The 19556-nt window shown below is 72.9% G+C and carries 16 protein-coding genes and 1 pseudogene; 7 read left to right on the top strand and 10 right to left on the bottom strand.

Annotation, left to right across the window (positions count from 1 at the left end; translation table 11 throughout):
• Positions 1-139: 139 nt before the first annotated feature.
• Positions 140-997, top strand: a complete 858-nt coding sequence (locus ACN269_RS31175) for an SPFH domain-containing protein (protein ID WP_421475860.1) — start codon at positions 140-142, stop codon at positions 995-997.
• Between the two features lie 12 nt (positions 998-1009).
• On the opposite strand, the gene ACN269_RS31170 is transcribed toward ACN269_RS31175, so the two are convergent.
• A complete protein-coding gene (locus ACN269_RS31170; protein ID WP_421475858.1) occupies positions 1010-1852 on the bottom strand; it encodes a LysR family transcriptional regulator in 843 nt (280 codons plus the stop codon).
• 72 nt (positions 1853-1924) lie between these two features.
• On the opposite strand from ACN269_RS31170, the gene ACN269_RS31165 reads away from it, so the two are divergent.
• Both ACN269_RS31165 and ACN269_RS31160 read left to right on the top strand, forming a co-directional pair.
• The gene (locus ACN269_RS31165) at positions 1925-3160 is read left to right on the top strand and encodes an MFS transporter (protein ID WP_421475856.1); all 1236 of its coding nucleotides are present in this window, start codon (positions 1925-1927) and stop codon (positions 3158-3160) included.
• A complete protein-coding gene (locus ACN269_RS31160; RefSeq protein ID WP_421475854.1) occupies positions 3157-3903 on the top strand; it encodes a phosphotransferase family protein in 747 nt (248 codons plus the stop codon). Before ACN269_RS31165 ends, ACN269_RS31160 begins: the two co-directional genes overlap by 4 nt.
• A 6-nt stretch (positions 3904-3909) precedes the next feature.
• On the opposite strand, the gene ACN269_RS31155 is transcribed toward ACN269_RS31160, so the two are convergent.
• The 4 genes from ACN269_RS31155 to ACN269_RS31140 form a co-directional block, all read right to left on the bottom strand.
• Positions 3910-4446 carry an RBBP9/YdeN family alpha/beta hydrolase gene (locus tag ACN269_RS31155; RefSeq protein ID WP_421475853.1) on the bottom strand — a complete coding sequence of 179 codons (537 nt, stop codon included), beginning with the start codon at positions 4444-4446 and terminating at the stop codon, positions 3910-3912.
• Positions 4447-4486: 40 nt separating this feature from the next.
• Entirely contained in the window at positions 4487-5629 is a 1143-nt protein-coding gene (locus tag ACN269_RS31150) for an alcohol dehydrogenase catalytic domain-containing protein (protein WP_421475851.1), read from the bottom strand.
• Complete coding sequence (locus ACN269_RS31145) at positions 5626-7080, bottom strand: aldehyde dehydrogenase family protein (RefSeq protein WP_421475849.1); 1455 nt, start codon at positions 7078-7080, stop codon at positions 5626-5628. The genes ACN269_RS31150 and ACN269_RS31145 overlap by 4 nt, the downstream gene beginning before the upstream one ends.
• 68 nt (positions 7081-7148) lie before the next feature.
• On the bottom strand, positions 7149-7814 hold the full coding sequence (locus tag ACN269_RS31140; RefSeq protein ID WP_421475847.1) for a TetR/AcrR family transcriptional regulator: 666 nt from the start codon (positions 7812-7814) through the stop codon (positions 7149-7151).
• A gap of 84 nt (positions 7815-7898) precedes the next feature.
• Between ACN269_RS31140 and ACN269_RS31135 the strand changes: the two genes are divergently transcribed.
• Together ACN269_RS31135 and ACN269_RS31130 are read left to right on the top strand one after the other, a co-directional pair.
• Positions 7899-9071: an acyl-CoA dehydrogenase family protein gene (locus tag ACN269_RS31135; RefSeq protein ID WP_421475845.1), complete on the top strand. Its 1173-nt coding sequence runs from the start codon at positions 7899-7901 to the stop codon at positions 9069-9071.
• 87 nt (positions 9072-9158) lie between these two features.
• Positions 9159-9680 (top strand): peptidoglycan-binding domain-containing protein, encoded by a 522-nt coding sequence (locus ACN269_RS31130; protein WP_421475843.1) that lies wholly within the window; start codon positions 9159-9161, stop codon positions 9678-9680.
• Between the two features lie 48 nt (positions 9681-9728).
• Here the strand turns inward: ACN269_RS31130 and ACN269_RS31125 are convergent, their stop codons facing one another.
• The 5 genes and pseudogenes from ACN269_RS31125 to ACN269_RS31105 form a co-directional block, all read right to left on the bottom strand.
• Positions 9729-10766, bottom strand: a complete 1038-nt coding sequence (locus tag ACN269_RS31125; RefSeq protein ID WP_421475841.1) for an aminotransferase class V-fold PLP-dependent enzyme — start codon at positions 10764-10766, stop codon at positions 9729-9731.
• A 105-nt stretch (positions 10767-10871) separates the two neighbouring features.
• Positions 10872-13040, bottom strand: coding sequence for an FUSC family protein (locus tag ACN269_RS31120; protein WP_421475840.1), 2169 nt, complete (start codon positions 13038-13040; stop codon positions 10872-10874).
• Positions 13041-13154: 114 nt separating this feature from the next.
• A complete protein-coding gene (locus tag ACN269_RS31115) occupies positions 13155-14252 on the bottom strand; it encodes a ricin-type beta-trefoil lectin domain protein (RefSeq protein ID WP_421476668.1) in 1098 nt (365 codons plus the stop codon).
• A gap of 126 nt (positions 14253-14378) precedes the next feature.
• A pseudogene (locus ACN269_RS31110) lies at positions 14379-15386 on the bottom strand (serine/threonine-protein kinase); the annotation flags it as partial.
• A 366-nt stretch (positions 15387-15752) separates the two neighbouring features.
• A complete protein-coding gene (locus tag ACN269_RS31105) occupies positions 15753-17138 on the bottom strand; it encodes a cation:dicarboxylate symporter family transporter (RefSeq protein ID WP_421475838.1) in 1386 nt (461 codons plus the stop codon).
• 90 nt (positions 17139-17228) lie between these two features.
• Here ACN269_RS31105 and ACN269_RS31100 point away from each other — a divergent pair, with 90 nt between their 5' ends.
• A complete protein-coding gene (locus tag ACN269_RS31100; RefSeq protein ID WP_421475836.1) occupies positions 17229-18809 on the top strand; it encodes an ATP-binding protein in 1581 nt (526 codons plus the stop codon).
• On the top strand, positions 18806-19501 hold the full coding sequence (locus ACN269_RS31095; protein WP_421475834.1) for a response regulator: 696 nt from the start codon (positions 18806-18808) through the stop codon (positions 19499-19501). Before ACN269_RS31100 ends, ACN269_RS31095 begins: the two co-directional genes overlap by 4 nt.
• Positions 19502-19556 lie beyond the last annotated feature (55 nt).

Below are 19556 nucleotides of genomic sequence, written 5' to 3'. Positions count from 1 at the left end.
CCAGGGTTCGCCGCGACCGGGCGCGGCGGATGCGCCCGACGCGGAATTTACCGGCGGCGGGCCGCGCCGGCCGGCGCGGCCCGACTTGACCGGACCTCCTAACTTGAAGATCCACACAGCCCAGCGGAAGGCCCACCCCATGCCTGTCGGCTTCACCATGGCGATCGTGCTCGCCGTTGCCCTGGTCGTCAGCGCCGTCGCCGCGCTCGTCGCCCCCGCCCGCTCGCTGAAGCGGGTGGCCGCCCTCGCCGCGCTCGGCTTCCTCACCCTCAGCCTGGTGGTCGGCATCGCCTCCAGCGCCCACTCGGTGCCGATCCGCTCGGTCGGCATCGTGACCAGCTTCGGCAAGCCGACCGGCGAGGTGACCGGGTCGGGCCTGAAGTGGGTGGCCCCCTGGCAGAAGGTCGGCGAGTGGGACGCGGGCCGGCAGAAGTACGACCACATCGGTGGTAACGACTGCGTCCGGGTCCGTACCGGGACGCTCGCCGACGCCTGCGTCGAAGTGCTCATCGAGTGGCAGGTCAAACCGGAGAACGCCCCCAAGCAGTTCATGGACTACAAGGGAGACTTCGAGAGCTTCCGGGGACAGCGGGTGGGCGTGCAGCTCGACAGCGCGGTCAACGACGCGTTCGCCGCGTACAACCCGCTGGAGAAGATCGACGCGCGCACCGGCGACCTCAACGTCGACCTGAAGCCGTTCGCGGCCAACATCAAGACCAGCGCGGAGAGCCGTCTCGCCACGGACGTCGACATCCTGTCGGTGACCATCACCCGGGTCAACCACGACGACAAGACCGAGGGCAACATCAAGGCGTTCCAGGACAAGCTGGCGCAGACCCGCAACCTGGAGCAGGACCGTAAGAACGCCGAGATCTCCAAGCAGATCACCGAGACCAACGCGAAGGTCGACAAGGTGACCCGGTGCCTGGAGATCGCCGAGAAGAACGGCGCGAACCCGGGCCTGTGCATCAATCCCGGCATCGTCACCGGCAAGTGACCCGGGGCGGGCTCAGACCATCCGGCGCAGCGCGGTTTCCACGGCATCCGTCAACGGGTCACCCTCCGTCGCCGGATGCCGGGTCAGACCGAACTCCACGTCCGGCAGGGTGGGTAGGGCGTGGGCGTGGTCGGACGACATGCCGGGTTCGAGGTTGGCCGGCATGAGCGCCGCCACGCCGAGCCCGGCCCGGACCGCCGCGAGCACCCCGACCAGGCTGTTGCTCTCGAAGGCCACCCGCCACGGCCGACCGGCACGCCCCATCGCGTCGAGGACGGCCGTACGCCAGGAGCACGGGGTCGAGAACAGCACGACCGGCAGCGGATCGGCGGCCACCTCCACACCCTGGCCGACCGCCCACACCAGCGATCGGCGTACCGTCCAGCGCGGCGGACCCGGGATGTCCGGCACCGCGTCGAGCACGAGCTGGACGCGGCCCGCGTCGTAGGCCTCCCGCATGGAGACGTTGGACAGGCTGAGCACCTCCAGCGTCGCGCGGGGGTGCAGCCGGGCGAGGTCGGCGAGCGCCTGCGGCAGCTGGGACGCGGCGAGGTCTTCGAGCAACCCGACGCCACAGTGGCCGGTGAGCGCACGCCCGGTCTCGGTCAGCGCCTGTCCGGAGAGCGCGAGGATGCGTTCGGCGTACGGCAGCAGCTGCTCACCCGCCCGCGTGGGCGAGACGCCGGACGGCGACCGGTGCAGCAGCGGATGGCCGACGACGCTCTCCAGCCTGCGCACCTGCTGGCTGAGGGCGGGTTGGGTCTGGCCGAGGGCGGTCGCGGCGCGGCTGATGCTGCCGGCCCGTACGGCGGTGACGAACGACCGCAGCAGGCCCGTCTCCAGGTCCCTGACCATAACGAGTCATTATGCCTCACCCAAGCAGATGACCACTTCTTATGGGTCGGGCAGTGACCTAGCGTCGGCTGGGTGACCAGCTATCGGCAGGTGCTCGGGGTGCCCGGAATGGCGCCACTGCTGGGCGTCTCGCTGCTGGCCCGCACCGCGATAACGGCCGACGTGACCGCCCTGACGCTCTACGTCGTGCTGAGCCTGAAGTTGGGCTACGTGGCGGCGGGTGCCGTCGCGGCGGCCCTGACCGCCGGAGTCGCACTGGGCGGGCCGCTGCTCGGTCGCCTGATCGACTCGCGGGGCCTGCGCGCCGTGCTGCTGGTCACCCTCCTGGCGCAGGTCGCGTTCTGGCTGAGTGTGCCGCTCCTGCGCTACGAGCTGCTGCTGGCGGCCAGTGTGGTGGCGGGCCTGCTGATGGTGCCCGTACAGGCGGTGAGCAGGCAGGCGATCGCCGCGATGACGACAGCCGAGCTGCGCCGGACCGCGTTCGCGCTGGAGTCGGTGCAGGGCGAGCTGTCGTACCTCGTGGGGCCGGCGGTGGTGATCCTGGGCGCGGCGACCGTGTCCCCCGAGCTGGTGGCGTGGGGCGTCGGCGCCGCGATCCTGGCCGGCAGTTCCGGCATCGCGCTGCTCAATCCGCCGATGCGCACGCCCGACGACGGGAACGCCACGACCGGACGGCTGTCACGCCGGCAGTGGCTGAACGCTGACATGATCGCCGCGTTGACGATGGCGCTCGGCACGACGACCCTGCTCAGCGGTGTCGACCTCGCCATCATCGCCACCCTTCGCGAGGCCGGGCAGGTCTCCTGGGCCGCCGTGGTGGTCGTGGTGTTCGGCTTGTCCTCGGTCGTCGGTGGCCTGGTCTACGGCGCGCTGGCCCGGCCGCTGCCCACCTGGCTCCTGCTGGGCACGCTCGGGCTCGTGACGATTCCCGCCGGGCTCGCCGACACCTGGCCCTGGCTGTGCGTCGCCGTCGTCGGCAGCGGGCTCCTCACCGCGCCGACCCTCGCCACGGTGGCCGACGCGGTAAGCCGGCTGGCACCACCGGGCGTACGGGGAGAGGCGACAGGTCTCCAGTCGTCGGCGCAGAGCGCCGGGTTCGCCCTGGGGTCCCCTCTCGTCGGCGTGGCGATCGACCTCTGGGTGCCGGCCGGCGGCTTCGCGGCGGCCGGAATCGCCGGTCTCGCCGCCGCACTTGTCGGACGCCTCCTGACCGGCCACTCGCCCACCCGCGAGGTTGGCGAGGTATGCCGTCCGGCGCAACAGCCGGGAAACCCGTCGAGCGTCGGCGGTGGTCCCGCGCGACAATGATCGGCGTGCCTGAGGTCGCGGTCGTCGTCGCCCACTCCGAGCGCGCGACCGTACGCGTCGGGGACGTGTTCCTCAAGATCGACGCCGATCCGGATCACGCGGACGTCGAGGTGGCGGCAATGGCGCTGGCGCCCGTGCCGACTCCGGAGGTGCTGTGGCGCAACCCGCCCGTGCTCGCGCTCGCCGCCCTGCCCGGGCGGGCACTCGGCCGCCTCGGCGAGCCGTCGACCGCCTCGCCGAGGGCATGGGCGGCGGCGGGCGCCGCCGTACGGACGCTGCACGACGCGCCGCTGCCACCCTGGCCCGGCCAGAGCCTCGACGAGCTGGCCACGCGGCTCGACCGCGAGTGCGCCTGGCTCGTCGCCAACGATGCCCTCCCCGCCGACCTGGTCACCCGCAACCGGCACATCGCCGAGGCGGCGCTCCGGCCGTGGACACCCGTGTTCACACACGGCGACCTCCAGGCGGACCACGTGTTCGTCGCCGGTGACGAGGTCACCGGCGTACTCGACTGGTCCGAGGCGAGCCGGGGCGACGCCCTGTTCGACCTCGCCATCCTGACGCTCGGCCACGAGGAGCATCTCGGCGACGTCGTGGCCGGCTACGGCGCCGACGTCGACCTCGACGTGATCCGGGCGTGGTGGTCGTGGCGCAGCCTGGTGGTGGTCCGGTGGCTGGCCGAGCACGGCTTCGACCCGTCGGCACCCGGCTGCGAGGTCGACGTGCTGCGGGCGCGGATGTGACGGTCGTCAGGGAATGAGGCGGTCGAGCAGCTCGAACCGCTCGTACGGCTGGTCGTAGTCGCCGAAGTGGCCGTCGTCGCGCACGATCTGGGTGCCGCCGAGCCGCTCGAACATCGCGCGTCCCTGCCGGTCGTCGCAGCCGTACGGATCCTCGCGCGAGTTGACGAAGTAGATGTCCCGCACGTGCGACCGGATCGCGGCCCAGTCGTAGCTCTCCTGGAGGACGGGCTCCTCGCTCGCGTTCGGCGGGGTGCAGTAGCCGGCGACCAGGATCGCCTGGGCCACCGTCACCTCGACGTGTTCGAGGAGCGCCAGGAGCAGGGCCGCGCCGCCGGAGTGACCCACCAGCACCGTGTCCTCGTCGACGTGACGCCCGTCGAGCACCGCCGGCAGGAACGTCGCGATCGGCTCGACGTTGACGCCCGGCAGGTGCGGCACCTCGACGACGTACCCCCGGGCCTCCAGCCGCCGGGCCAGCCAGCGGTACCAGACGACGTCCGGGTTGCCGCCCGTGCCGTGGAAGATGATCGCGTTCCGTCCCACCGTGTCCCTCCCTGGTGTCGAACGCCGATCACACCACGGTTCAGCCCAGCGTGACGACCCAGCGGGCGCCCTCGCCCCGCGCCAACCTCCCGAACGCGACCGGCGCCTCGTCCAGCGCCATCGTGCCGCTCACCAGCACCCCCAGGTCCAGCGTGCCGTCGGCCAGCTCGGCGGCCAGCACCGGCACCTCGCGGTCCGGGTCGGACGAGCCGTACACCGAGGAGCGCAGCGTACGGGCGGAGTGGAAGATGTCGAGCGCGCCGAGGCTCACCATGTCGTCCTTCGCGCCCATGCCGACCACGGTGACCGAGCCACCGCGCCGGGTGAGCCGCCAGGCCGCGCGGATGGTGGCGGCCCGGCCCACGCACTCGAAGGCGTGGTCCACGCCCCGCCCCTCGGTGCGTGCCCGCACCTCCTTGGAGAGCCGGTCGTCGGAGAGCAGGAAGTCGGTGGCTCCGGCGGCCAGGGCCAGGTCACGCTTCGCCTCGGCCACGTCCACGGCGAGGATCGTCGTGGCACCGGCCCGGCGTGCCGCGCTGAGCACGGCGAGCCCGACCCCGCCCAGCCCGACGACGGCGACCGATTCGCCGGCCGCGACCCGGGCGGTGTTCCGGACCGCTCCCAGGCCGGTGAGCACCGCGCAGCCGAGCAGCGCGGCCTGCTCGACCGGCAGGCCGACGGGGATCGGCACGACAGCGCTCGCCGGCACCACCACCGCCTCGGCGAGCGCGCCGAGACCGAGCGTCAGGTGCAGTCCGAGCCCGTCCTCGGTCTCGCCACGCGGCACGGTCGGGGCCGTCGTGTCGGCGCAGAGCCACGGCTCGCCGCGCCGGCACCACCAGCAGGCCCGGCAGGCGGGCGCCCAGTTGAGCACCACCGGGGTGCCGACCGTCAGCCCGCTGCCCGGCCCGACCTCCGCCACCACCCCGGTCGCCTCGTGCCCGAGCACCAGCGGAAACCTCGCGGCGATGGTGCCGTTCACCATGGACAGGTCGGAGTGGCAGACCCCGGCCGCCCGGATCGTCACCCGCACCTCGCCGGGGCCGGGCGCGGGCAGGCGTACCCGCTCGACCCGCAGCTCGGCCCCGGGCCCGCGGGCGACCAGCGCTCGGACGACGACCGGCGCGGACGCCGGCTCGGGAGCACCGCCCGGCGCGGTCGGCGGCAGCCCGGTGCCCGTCATCGCTGGATCGCCTTTACCTCGCAGAACTCGGCGAGCCCGTGCGTGCCCAGCTCCCGACCGAGGCCGGACTGCTTGTAGCCGCCGAAGGGGGCGTGCGGGTTGAACGGCGCGCCGTTGATGTCGACGGCCCCGGTGCGCAGGCGTCGCGCCACCGCGAGGGCCGCATCGGTGTCGGCGGACCAGACCGCGCCCGCCAACCCGTACCGCGAGTTGTTGGCGATGGCGACGGCCTCGTCGGTGTCGTCGAACGGGATGACCGCGAGGACCGGGCCGAAGACCTCCTCCTGGGCGAGCGCGCTGTCCGGGTGCACGTCGGCGAAGACGGTCGGGGCGACGAAGTGCCCGCGCGCCGGGACCGGGGCGTCCGGGCCGCCGACGACCAGCCGCGCGCCGTCCGCGAGCGCCCGGTCGACGTGACCGCGTACGCGCTGCGCCTGGGCGGCGGAGACCAGCGGGCCGAGCCGGGTGGTCGGGTCGAACGGGTCGCCGAGGCGGTAACCGGAGACCGCCGCCGCCACCAGATCGAGGGTCTCGTCGTACCGGTCGCGGTGCACCAGCATCCTGGTCCACGCCGTGCAGGTCTGCCCCGAGTTGAGCAGGGCGTTGCCCACGCCCACCTTGACCGCGGTGGCCAGGTCGGCGTCGCGCAGGATCACGTTGGCGGACTTGCCACCCAGTTCCAGCGCGACGCGGGCGATCCGGTCGGCGGCGAGTCGCATGATCCGGCTTCCGGTGGCGGTGCTGCCGGTGAACGACACCAGGTCGACGTCCGGGTGCCCGGCGAGCGCCTCGCCCACCACCGAACCGGTGCCGGGAACCAGGTTGAGCACGCCCGGCGGCAGGCCGGCCTCGGTGACCGCGTCGAAGAGCAGGTACGCGGTCAGCGGGGTCAGCTCGCTCGGCTTGAGCACGACCGTGCAGCCGGCGGCGAGCGCGGCCGCCACCTTGGCCATCACCTGGTGCAGGGGGTAGTTCCACGGGGTGATCGCGCCGACCACGCCGACCGGCTCACGGACGACGAGGGAGTTGCCGACACTCTCCTCGACCGGTGGGCGGGCGGCGAGCGCGACGTGGTCGCGCAGCACCGTCAGCGGGAGCCCGACCTGCACACGGGCGGCGAGCTTGAGCGGCGAGCCCTGCTCGACGGCGATGGTGCGGGCGAGGTCGTCGGCGCGGGCCACGAGCGCGGCGTGCAGCCGGTCGAGGTACGCGGAGCGTTCGGCGGGCGCGGTGGCCGCCCAGCCTACGAAGGCGGCGCGGGCGGCGGCGACGGCGGCGTCCACATCGGCCGCCGTGCCGGCGGGCACCTGACCGACGGTGTCGCCGGTGCTCGGATTCTCCACGTCGAGCACGTCGGTGCCGGCGGGAGGCGTCCACTCGCCGCCGATGTGCAGGTGACGCCGGAGGCGCAGGAGGTCGGGGAGCGGCGACGGCGGTGCGGCGAGATCCATGGCGTCCCTTCGGGGGTGGGCGGCTCAGCGGCGGACGGACGATGAAACTAGCGCTGGGAGTTTCGACGCTACCCGCTGGACCGACCGGACTCCACCGCGCCGAGCGGGCCGACGGCGCGGTCGTACTCGGCGGCCAGTCCGTGCAGCAGCGCGTCCAGGCCGAGGGCGAAGGCGCCCTCGTCGACGCTCTGCTGGTGCTCGGCGAGCAGGTGGGCCTGGCGCAGGTGCGGGTAGTGGGCGGCGTACAGCTCGGGGTCCTCGACGAAGCCGCGGGCGAACGAACCGAGCGCCGACCCGGCCACGAAGTAGCGCAGCGCCGCGCCGATGTGGGTGGCGCGGGCCGGCGGCCAGCCGGCGCGGACGAGACCGCCGTAGACCGCGTCCGCCATGGCGAGGGCGGCCGGCCGGCGGCCCGGCCCCTGCGCCAGGTGGGGCACGATGTTCGGGTGCTCGGTGAGCGCCCGCCGGTAGGACCACGCCCACTCGCGTAGCGCGGTCGCCCAGTCCCGGCTGGCGAATCCGCTGGTGTCGACGCCGCCGGTGACCTCGTCGGCGACCGCGTCGAGGATCTCGTCCTTGGTGGCGAAGTGGTTGTAGAGCGAGGGTCCCTGGACGCCCAGCGCGGCGGCGAGCCGGCGGGTGGAGAAGGCCGGCAGGCCCTCGGCGTCGATCAGCGCGGTGGCTGTCTCGACGATCAGCTGCCGGGTGAGCCGGGGCTGGCGGGGTCGGGGCACTGCGCTCCTCTCGGGTCTGGACGTACTAAAACTTGCACCGCTAGTTTAGACGGGACCGGCCGCGCCGACGCCAGGAGGACCATCGTGGACTTTTCGCTCACCGACGAGGAGCGGGCGGTGCGGGACACCGCCCGGTCGTTCATCCAACGCGAGGTGATGCCGCTGGAGGCGGAGGTGCTTCGCCGGGAGCGGGCCCACCAGCCGAGTCTGGACCATTCCGAGGTCCGCGAGCTGCAACTCAAGGCCCGCAAGTTCGGCTTCTGGGGCCTCGCGACCCCCGAGGAGTACGGCGGGATGAACCTGCCGGCCGTCCTCCAGTCGCTGATCTGGACCGAGCTGGGCCATACCTTCGTGCCGTTCCGCTTCGGCGGCGAGGCCGACAACATCCTGTTCCACGCCACCGAGGAGCAGAAGCAGGAGTTCCTCATCCCGACGATCGAGGGCGAGCGCCGGTCCTGCTTCGCGATCACCGAACCGGGCGCCGGCTCGGACGCCGCCAACATCCGGCTCTCCGCACGCCGGGACGGCGACGACTGGATCCTCGACGGCGAGAAGACCTTCATCACCGGCGGCCACGACGCCGACTTCGCCATCGTGGTCGCGGTGACCGACCGGGAGAAGGGCGCCCGCAACGGTGGCGCGACCGCCTTCCTGGTGGACCGGGCCATGGGCTGGCGCTCGGAGTTCATCCAGACCATGGGCGAGGGCGGGCCCGCGTCGCTCGTCTTCGACGGCGTACGCGTGCCGCACCGCAACATCCTCGGCGAGATCGGCCAGGGCTTCGCCCTCGGCATGGAGTGGATCGGCAAGGGCCGCTACACCATCCCGTCGCACGCCGTCGGCATCGCCGAGCGGGTCCTGCAAATGGCCATCGAGTACGCCAACACCCGGGAGACGTTCGGCGCGAAGATCGGCACCAACCAGGCCATCCAGTGGATGATCGCCGACTCGGAGACCGAGTTGGAGGCGGCCCGCTGGCTGATCCTGCGCTCGGCGTGGACCGTCGACCAGGGCCTCGACCCCCGACACGCGTCGTCGATGGGCAAGCTCTACGGCGCGCAGATGGTCAACCGGGTCGTCGACCGGGTGCTCCAGATCCACGGCGGCATGGGCTACACCCGGGAGCTGCCCATCGAACGCTGGTACCGGCAGGTCCGGCTCTACCGCATCTTCGAGGGCACCGACGAGATGCAGCGGCTCATCATCTCCCGGGACCTGCTGCGCGGGTACACGAAGATCGGCGGTCACCTGGCCTGAGCCCGGATGTCAGTCCGCCGTGAACTCCCTGGCCCTGCCGAGCATCTACCCCTGTGACAGCTGCCCATCAGTCAAAGGGGGATGCTCATGCACCACCAACTCGGGGCCGTCGCGACGGCGATGGTCGTCGCCACGATCGGCGCCGTCGCGGTTCCCGCCGCGCCGGCGTCGGCCAACGTCAGTCAGGGCTACGTCATGGGTTCCGGCACCTGGACGGACGACTGGGGCGACGAGGGCCCGATCTCCGCGTCGACCCGCTCGTACAACAACGTCGTCGCCATGTGGCAGAAGATCCTGGTGGCCGACGGCTACCTCACCGCCTCCGGTGTCGACTGCCGGTTCGGTCCGGCGACGACGGCCGCGACCAAACGGTGGCAGACCGACCGGGGGCTCGTGAGCGACGGCATCGTCGGCCCCAGGACCTTCGCCAAGGCGGCAACCCGCCTCAGCACGTACGAGGGTAGCGACTGGTTCTACTACGACGGGCTCGGCAGCAACTTCGTCTACTTCGGGCGTCTCGCCGACGGCAGGTGGGACATGAGCCTCGGGCCCGATCTGGAGTGGAAGCAGCTCGCGTACACGTACGCGAGCTTCAGCGTCTGCTCCTGAGCACCGGCCGGCCGTGCCCCACCGCGGGGCGCGGCCGGCCTTGCGGCCTCAGCCGACGAGCGCCGTCAGCGCCGCGTCCACGTCCGCCTCGGTCGAGTAGAGGTGGAACGAGGCGCGGACCCGGCCGGCCCGGACCGCCGCCCGGATGCCGGCCGACGCGAGGCGCTGTTCCGCGTCGGGCACGTCGACGGCGACGATCGCGCTGTCCCCCGCCGGCCGGCCCAGGCCGGTCAGGAACCGGTTGGCCAGCGCCACGTTGTGCGCCTGGATCGCCGGCACGCCGATCTCGGTGACCAGTTCCATGGCCGGCGCGGCACCCACCCAGCTGAACCAGGCCGGCGAGATGTCGAACCGGCGGGCATCGTCGGCCAGCCGCAACGGCAGGCCGTAGTAGGAGGCGTGCGGGTCCTGGCCGGCGAACCACCCGGCCGCGTCCGGGCGCAGCCGCTCACGCAGGGCGGGGGCCAGATAGGCGTACCCGGTGCCGCGCGGGTTCATCAGCCACTTGTAGCCGCCCACGGCCACCACGTCGGCCCGGCTGCCGTCGAACGGCAGCCACCCGCAGGCCTGGGTCGCGTCCACCACCACCAGCGCACCGTACGCGCGGGCGGCGGCCACGATCTCGTCGTACGCGGCGACGGCGCCGTCGGACGACTGCACCACGCTGAACGCGACCACGTCCGTGTCGGCGTCGATCGCGTCGACGAGCCCGTCCACCGGCACGGTGCGGACCGTGACGCCGCGCTCCTCCTGCACCAGCCAGGGGAACAGGTTCGAGGTGAACTCGACCTCCGGAACGACCACCGTGGCGCCGGCCGGCAGCGACGCCGCCACCGGCGCGAGCATCTGGGAGACCGTCGCGCCGACGGCCACGTCGGTGTCGGGCACCCCGATCAGACCGGCGAACGCCGTCCGGGCCCGCTGCACCGACTCGCCCCAGCCCTCCCAGGAGGTGCTGCCGACACGCCACTGGGCCAGGGAGTCCTGCAACGCCGTCCAGGCCGGCTCGGGCGGCAACCCGTACGAGGCGGTGTTCAACCAGCCGGGCTCCGGCTTCCACAACTGCTGCGCCTGCGCGATCTCCATACCATCGACGTTAGGCCTGGTCACCGCGGGTCAGCCACGGCCAATCGGCAATCGGCGGCCTGCCGGGCGGAGGAGGCCTACCGGTCATCCCCGGACCGGGCCGGCTCACGGTCGCCGTGCGTCACCGGCGTGGATCCGGGTGAGGCTGTTGGCGAGCCCGGCGAGCCACCGGTCGACCTCCACCAGGTGCCGCACCGCGGCGGCGTCGACGTCGCCGAGCAGCGGACGGAGCCGGTCCACCTCGTCGACGCAGTCGGTCGGTACGGGCATCGGCCCGGCCGGCCGACCCTGCGTCACCTCGCCGGCCAGGTCGTCGTACGCCGAGCGCAGGTGCCCGGCCGTGTCCCGCAGCAGTGCCGCGGCCGCCGGCCAGCCGGCCAGGCAACCGGGCGGGTTCCGGCGCAGCAACGACTCGGCGCCGGGCACCACGTGGTGGCCGGCGCTCAGGGCGGCGTCCCAGTTCACCCGAGCGCGTCGTGGGTCGTGGCGCTCGGAGTGGTACTGGCAGTAGGACGAGTCGACCAGGATCATCCGCCGGCCGACCCGGTCGAAGTCGTGCTCGGGTGGCCGCCCGTCGCCGAGCACCGCCTCGACGGTCCGCTCCACCGCCGTCCCACTGACCGCCAGGTAGCGGGCGGCGTTGTGCCGCAGGTCGTGGCCGGCCCCGCGCGGCCACATGGCCACCCCGGCGAGCACGCCGATCACCGCGCCGAGTCCGACGTCGACCAGCCGCGCCTCGGCGAGCCGCCACCCCTCAGGGCTGAGCTGGCTGAACACGACGGTCAGCAGCAGGGTGAACAGCGCCTGCTGCCACACCGGGCCGAGCAGGCGACCGACGCCGAACGCCAGCAGCAACGAGACCGGCAGTACGACGGCGTACACGACGGGCGCCTCGACGAGGAGCACCAGCAGGCCGCTGGCGACGACGCCCGCGATGGTGCCCAGCACGGCGGGTCGCAACGCGGTGCGGGTGTCGGCGGCCGAGGTGCGCAGCACGGTGAGAGTCGCCAGGAGCACCCAGAAGCCGTGGTTGAGGTGCAGCACCCCGGCCGCCACCCGGGCGACCGCCAGCGCCACGGCCAGTCGCAGCGCGCTGTGCAGGTGCGCGGAGCGGGGTGCGAGGTGGGCGCGGAACTGCCGCCAGTACAGCGTCCACGCGCGGTGTCGCGCGTACTCGAAGAGCCGGGGATAGGCCTCGACGTCCGCGGTGTGCGCCCCGGCGGCGATCCGGGTGCCGACGGCGAAGATCCGTACCTGGTCGGCGAGGGCCAGCGCGGTCGCGTCCCGGCACATCCGGGGTACGTCCGGCCCCTCCCCGCCGCCGGCCGACCCCGCCGGGTAGTCCGCCTCGGCGGCGCGGATCGCGGCGTCCAGGTCCCGCAGGTCCACCTGGGGCGCGTCGGAGAGCAGGCCGCGGCTGGCGGCCCGGGTCGCGTCGGCGCACGGGCGAAGCAGGTGGGCCGCCGCCAGGTCCGGGATCGGCGTCGACGGGGCGTCCGTCGCTAGCCGGTCCGCCGTGGCCAGCACCTCCCGCAGCGCCGACGCGGAGATCCGCAGCGCCCGGTCCTGGGCCCCGGCGGCGGTGGGGGCCGACTCCGGAGGGTTGCGGGCCAACCCGAGCACGGCCACCAGGTCGTACGCCCGTTCGCGCCGCCTGTCGTCGGCACCGCGACCACCCCCGGGGGCGGTCAACGCGTCGGCCGTGGCGTCGAGGAAGGCCGCGACGCCGTCCGCCGCTCGGGCGAGCATCTGCCGGTAGGAGACGGGAACCGGGTCGGGCCAGAGCACCACCTCGGCCGCGGCGAGCAGCACGATCGCGAGGGTGACCCCGCCGAGGCGCTGCGGGAGGCTGCCCGGCTGGTACGGCGGGAACGACGCCAGGATGTAGAAGAGTTGGAACGCGCTGGCCAGACCCACCAGGCGCGGGCTGCCGACCCCGGCGAACGTCACGACGAACCCGACGACCAGCATCCCGCCGGCTGCCGCCCAGGTGCTCCAGGCCAGGAGCGTGCCGGCGGCGATCAGCGCCCAGACCGCCGGCAGCGACGTGACGAGGATCCGCGCCCGCCGTGCCGCCGGCCCGGGCAGTTGCGCGAACGATCCGGCGGCGATCGTGCCGAACAGCGCGTACGTGGCGAGCAGTGGGCTGCCCGCGCCGTAGCGGCAGGCGTAGAAGAGGACCGACGCGACCAGGGTCAGCCGGGCTGCGCGTCGCAGGACGGCGTCACCAGGGTCACGGCGGCGAAGCCGACCGAGGAGGCTGGTTCCGAGCACGACCGCTCCCCCGGTTCGTCGCAGCGCCCGTGTCCGCTCCACCATTCTCCGCCGGGACCCGTCGGGGGCGACGGCGTTTCGCGACAAATCATCGCCGCGCTCATGGCACAGACCTCAGGTGGCCCGCCACTTCTGGTTGGCGTTGCCGGTGCACTGCCAGATCTGCAACCGGGCGCCGTTGTCCGGGTTCGAATCGACCACGTCGACACACCTGTCCGCCTTGGTGTTCACCAGGTCGTACGCCTTGTTGAGGGTGAACCTCTGCGACGACGCTCCGGAGCATTCGGCCAGGATGACGGCGGCCCCGTCCTGGGTGGAGTGGCCCGCGACATCCAGGCACATGCCCATGGATCGGACAGTGCCGTCCGACGGGAAGGTCCACAGCTGCTTGGCGGTGCGCCGGCAGTCCCAGATCTGCGGTCGCGCGCCGGCGTAGGGATTGCCGTCCTGGATGTCGATGCAGCGGTCACTGAGGAAGCTGGAGATCTGCTTGCCGGCGGGTGCGCTGGACTTCGTCGGAGACGGCGGCGGAGCGGACGGCTGCTGCGCCTGGTCTCCTGGTTCGGTCGTGCCGCTGCCGGTCCCGGTGGATGCCGGCGGCCCGACGCTGACCGACGGCGGCGGACCGGCGGACCGGGACGGAACGGTCGCCGCCGGTAGACCCTGGAAACCATCCGTGATCAGCGCGAACAGGGGCGCGCTCGCGGACCATTCGGCGGCGGAGGTGGTCCAGTCGATGGAGTACGCGTGCCCGTTGTGGCCGACGAACAGGCGGCTCGCCGCGTGTGTCCGCGTGTCGTCCTGGTCGGTGTACGTCCACTCCCATTCGGCGGCCCGCGCCTGGTAGCGCAGCGCCGCGAGCCGGACCGGCCGGTACTCGGCGTACCGCCCGCGTTCGGCGTCCTCGCGCTCCCGCAGGGCGGCGACCAGGTCCGCCGGGACGGTCCGAAGCTCGTCGACGACGAGCACCCGGCTGCCGCCCTGCTCGCGGAAGACGACGCGCCCGCCGCCGCGCAGCGCCTGCCAACCGTCCGGAACCGGCACGAGGAAGCGGGGATCGTCACGGTAGTAGCGCCATCCGGCGGGCGCTGGCGGCAGCACCCGGGACACCGGCGTCTCCGCGATGCTCGGGTTGGCGGTCGGGTCCGGTGATCCGACGACGCCCGCCCCGCCCAGCACTCCGCCGTACCGCAGCGCCGCCGTCACCACCATGACGAGCAGCAGCGCGGCGGCCAGCGTCCCGATCAGCCGGACCCGACGACGGCGCGGTGGCCCGGACGACGGCTCGTCGAGGACCGTCGACGACGCGCCCGGGCCGACGGTGACGAACTCGGGCACGATCGCTGGGCGGGACACCGGGTCGGTGGCGTCGCTGCCGGCCACGTCATCGGCAGCCGGCTCCGGGACGGCGGGCACCGCCGGGGCGGGCACCGCCGGGGCGGGCACCGCCGGGGCGGGCACCGCCGGGGCGGGCACCGCCGGGGCGGGCACCGCCGGGGCGGGCACCGCCGGGGCGGGGAGCGTGTCGGGGGCGGCGGCCTGACGCAGCAGTCGCTCGGCGTCGTCCGCGCCGATCCGTTGGTCCGGTTCCCGCCGCAGCAGTCCTTCGAGGAGCGGGGTCAGCCGGCCGGCTCGCTGAGCCGGCGGTGGCGGCTCGGTGGCCAGGGCCGCCAGCGTGGCGAGCGGCGACGAGCGGTGGTACGGGGTGCGTCCCTCGACGGCCGCGTAGAGGGTGGCACCGAGTGACCACAGGTCGGCGGCCGGCCCCACGTCGCCGTCGGTGGCCCGCTCGGGCGCGAGGAACGCCGGCGAGCCGAGCACCATCCCGGTCTGGGTCATCCGTGGGTCGCCGGGGAGGGTGGCCAGCCCGAAGTCGGTCAGCACCACCCTGCCGTCGTCGCCGAGCAGCACGTTGGCCGGCTTGACGTCGCGGTGCAGCACGCCGGCCCGATGTGCGGCCCGCAGCGCGCCCAGGATGCCCAGCCCGATCCGCGCGGCGCGGTCCACCCGCATCGGCCCCTCGGCTTCGAGCACCTGGTGCAGCGACCGGGACGGGACGAGCTCCATCACGATCAGGGGGTCGCCGCCCGCGTGCAGCACGTCGAAGACGCGTACCACGTTGGGGTGGCCCAGGCGGGCGACGGCCCGCGCCTCGCGCATGGACCGTTCGCGCATCTCCCGGCGTTCGTCGTCGCGCAGGCCGGGCGGTGCCACCAGCTCCTTGATGGCGACGTCGCGCTGGAGCATCTCGTCGCGGGCCTGCCACACGCGGCCCATCCCGCCCTGGCCGAGGGGACGGACCAGCCGATAGCGATCGGCAAACAATTGTCGGGGCGCATCGAGCACGCCAGCAACGTACCGGGCGAAGTTTACGAACCCCAATTCTGGGGCGAGCGAGAATGCGACAGTTGGATACGTCACACGCAAGATCGACTACTGATCGGTAGTTCATTTTCCGCTAACCTTCGGCGACTCTCGCACCGCTGTCGCCCAGCGCGATGTTACCGACACGTACGTCGGTCGAACCGCCGCCACTATCGAAACAATTCGAATTATCGGATGCCCGCATCCGCTGGAATTCGACTTTTCCGCATTAGGCGTGGCCGACCAGGAATCGTTGATGCCGGGGTTCGGGGGCGTAGGGGAACCCCGGCACCACCGATCCCGAATCGGCCACCACCACGAGCGGCCGACGGGCGGGATCGGACGACGTCAGGCCGGCGCCCCGGCGGCCGCGGCCGGCTCCTCGTCGTGCCGCCGCGACTCCGCCTCGTCGTCGTCCTCGTCGAGCATCGTGGCCTCGTCGAACGGTTCGTCGCCGCGCAGGACCCCGGCCGCCCGGTCCCGGTCGAACTCACCGGTCCAGGTGCCCACCAGCACGGTCGCCACCGCGTTGCCGGCGAAGTTGGTCAGCGCCCGCGCCTCCGACATGAAGCGGTCGATGCCGACGATCAGGCCGACCCCGTCGACGAGGTCCGGGCGGTGTGACTGGAGGCCACCGGCCAACGTGGCCAGCCCGGCGCCGGTGACGCCGGCCGCACCCTTGGACGCGATCACCATGAACAGCAGCAGCGAGATCTGCTCCCCGACCGCGAGGGGCTTGCCCAGCGCGTCGGCGATGAACAGCGACGCCATGGTCAGGTAGATGGCCGTGCCGTCGAGGTTGAAGGAGTACCCGGTCGGCACGGTGATACCGACGACCGGCTTGCTGACACCGAAGTGCTCCATCTTGGCGATCAGCCGGGGCAGCGCCGACTCCGACGACGACGTCGACAGGATCAGCAGGAACTCCCGGCCCAGGTAGCGCAGCAACGAGAAGATCGAGATCCGGGCGACGAACCAGAGCAGCGCGCCCAGCACCACCAGCACGAAGATCAGACAGGTGGCGTAGAAGCCGAGCATGATCGCAGCGAGGCTCTTGAGGGCGTCCACGCCGGTCGCGCCGACCACGGCGGCCATCGCGCCGAACGCGCCGACCGGCGCCAGCCACATGATCATCGCGAGGACCTTGAAGACGACCCGTTGGATGACGGCGATCGCGCCGAGGACGGGCTCACCGCGTCGGCCGAGCGCCTGTACGGCGAAGCCGACGAGCAGCGCGACCAGCAGCGTCTGGAGCACCTCCCCCTCGGTGAGCGCGGAGAACAGCGTCGTCGGAATGACCCCGAGGAGGAATTCCGTCGTACCGCCGGCCTCGTCTCCGGCGGCGGCCTTGCCGGCGCCCGCGAGGTCCTGTCCCAGGTCGAGGCCGGAGCCGGGGTGGATGAGGTTGCCGACGACCAGGCCGATGGCGAGCGCCACGGTCGACATGGTCAGGAAGTAGCCGAGAGCCAGGCCGCCGACCTTGCCGACCTTCGCGGCCTGCCGGACCGAACCGACGCCGAGCACGATGGTGCAGAAGATGACCGGGCTGATCATCATCTTGATGAGGTTGACGAAGCCCGTGCCGATGGGCTTGAGTTCCTTGCCGAACTCGGGGGCGACCAGGCCGACGACGATGCCGGCGAGCACGGCCACGACGACGGCCAGGTACAGGTAACGGGTACGGTCCCGGCGGGCCGACGGTTCCGCCGTGGTGGTGGATGCGGTGGTGTCCATGTCGACAATGTGAAGCGCGTCTCACCCGTTGACAGCCTTGCGGTCATTCTGTTCACCGCTGACCGGGGAAAGTCCGAGGAGGTGCCGGAGGTGGCCCGACGGCAGTGGAGCATCGCGGGGCAACTCTTCGCCCTCCAGGCGGTGGTGGTGACGTTGCTCGTACTGGCCGGCGCGGCGGGCGCTGTCTGGCTGGCCCGCTCCGACTCCCGGCAGGCCGCCCAGGAGGAGGTGCTCGCGGTGGCGCAGACCGTGGCCAACTCCCCCGACGTCCGCGCCGCCCTCACGACCGCCGATCCCGCCCGCACCCTGCAGCCGTACGCCGAGTCGACCCGGCACGACACGGGCACCGACTTCGTGGTCGTGATGGCCCCCGACCGCACCCGCTTCTCCCATCCCACCCCGGAGCTGATCGGCGAGCCGTTCGTCGGCGAGATCGGGCCCGCCCTGGCCGGCCACGCGTTCACCACCACCAACGTCGGGACGCTCGGCGAGTCGGTGCGCGCGGTCGTTCCGGTGTACGACCAGCAGCGGCGCATCGTCGGCCTGGTCTCGGTGGGCATCACCACCCGCGCGATCAACCGGAAGCTGCTGCGCCAGCTCCCCGTGCTGTTCGGTGTCGCGGCACCGGCGCTCGCGCTCGCCGCGACCGGTTCGTGGCTGCTCAGCCGCCGCCTGCGCCGCCAGACCCACGGCCTGGGACCGACACAGATGACCCGGATGTACGAGTACTACGACGCCGTCTTGCACTCGGTGCGCGAGGGTCTCGTGGTGCTGACCACCGACCGGCGGATGGCGTTGATCAACGACGAGGGCCGGCGGCTGCTGGGCCTCGACGCCGACGAGCCGGTCACCGACCAGCCGGTGGCCGACACCGACCTGCCACCGGCGGTGGCCGAACTGCTCGCGGCCGGCCGCGACGCCCTCGACGAGCCCCTGCTGGCCGGTGACCGGGTGCTGGTGGCCAACCAGCGGACCGCCCGCTTCGAGGGGGCGGCGCTCGGCACCGTGCTGACCCTGCGCGACCAGACCGAGCTACGAACCCTGGCCAGCGAGCTGGACTCGGTGCGCGCGCTCACCCAGGCGTTGCAGGCGCAGACGCACGAGTCGGCCAACCGGCTGCACACCGTCCTCACGCTGGTGGAGCTGGGCCGCGTCGACGAGGCTGTCCGGCTCGGCACCCGGGACCTCGCCCTCGCCCAGCAACTGACCGACCGGGTGGTCGACGCGGTCACCGAGCCGGCCCTGGCCGCCCTGCTGCTCGGCAAGTCCGCGCAGGCCGGAGAGCGCGGCGTGGACCTGGTGATCGAGCCGGACTGCCACCTCGACGACAGCCCGCTGCCGACCAACGACCTGCTCACCGTCGTCGGCAACCTCGTCGACAACGCCCTGGAGGCCGTCGCCGGTACGCCCCCGCCGCGCACCGTACGGGTCTTCGTCGGCACCGTCGACGACGAACTGGTGGTTCGGGTCGCCGACAGCGGTCCCGGGCTGGCGAAGGAGCGGGTGGCGGACGCGTTCCGGCGCGGCTGGTCCACCAAGAGCACCGGGCGAGGGCTCGGGTTGGCGCTGATCGGGCAGGTGGTCCGCCGCCACGGCGGAAGCGCCGAGGTGACCCGCTCGGACGCCGGCGGCAGCCTGTTCATCGTGAGACTCCCGGGAACACGGTCGTGAACGACATCCGGGTGCTCGTGGTCGAGGACGAGCCGCTGCTGGCCGAGGCGCACGCCGCGTACACCGAGCGGGTGCCCGGCTTCGCGGTGGTCGGGGTGGCACACACGGCACGGGCGGCGATGGCCGCCCTGCGCGCCAACGGCGGCGGCGACGTGGACCTCGTACTCCTGGATTTTCGGCTGCCCGACCTGCACGGCCTGGACGTCTGCCGGGCGCTGCGCGCGGCCGGCAGCAGCGTCGACGTGCTGGCGGTGACGTCTGCGCGGGACCTCACGGTGGTGCGCACCGCCGTCTCCCTCGGGGTGACGCACTACCTGCTCAAGCCGTTCACGTTCGCGGCGTTCCGCGACAAGCTGGACCGCTACGCGGACTACCGGGCACAGGCGCTCGCCGACGGCGAGGTGGCCGCCCAGCACGACGTGGACCGGATGTTCGCCACGCTGCGCGGCGCGACCGGGCACAGCCTGCCCAAGGGGCTCGACGCGCAGACCCTCACCCGGGTACGCGCCGCGCTGGCCGACGGGTCCGGTCCGCGGGTGGGGCTGTCCGCGACCGAGGTGAGCACGGCGACCGGCATCTCCCGGGTGACCGCCCGCCGCTACCTGGAGTACCTGGTGACTATCGACCGCGCCGCCCGCCACCCCCGCTACGGCACTCCCGGCCGCCCCGAGGTCGAGTACCGCCCCCGCTGAGGTCAGCGGACCTCAGCGGTGCCCGGGTGGACGTTGGCGTGGTCAGGGCATTGCT

The sequence above is a fragment of the Micromonospora sp. WMMD736 genome (assembly GCF_049179015.1).
GTDB lineage: Bacteria > Actinomycetota > Actinomycetes > Mycobacteriales > Micromonosporaceae > Micromonospora.
The sequence above is the reverse complement of the archived record's forward strand: the minus strand, read 5'-3'. Positions and strand labels throughout refer to the sequence as shown.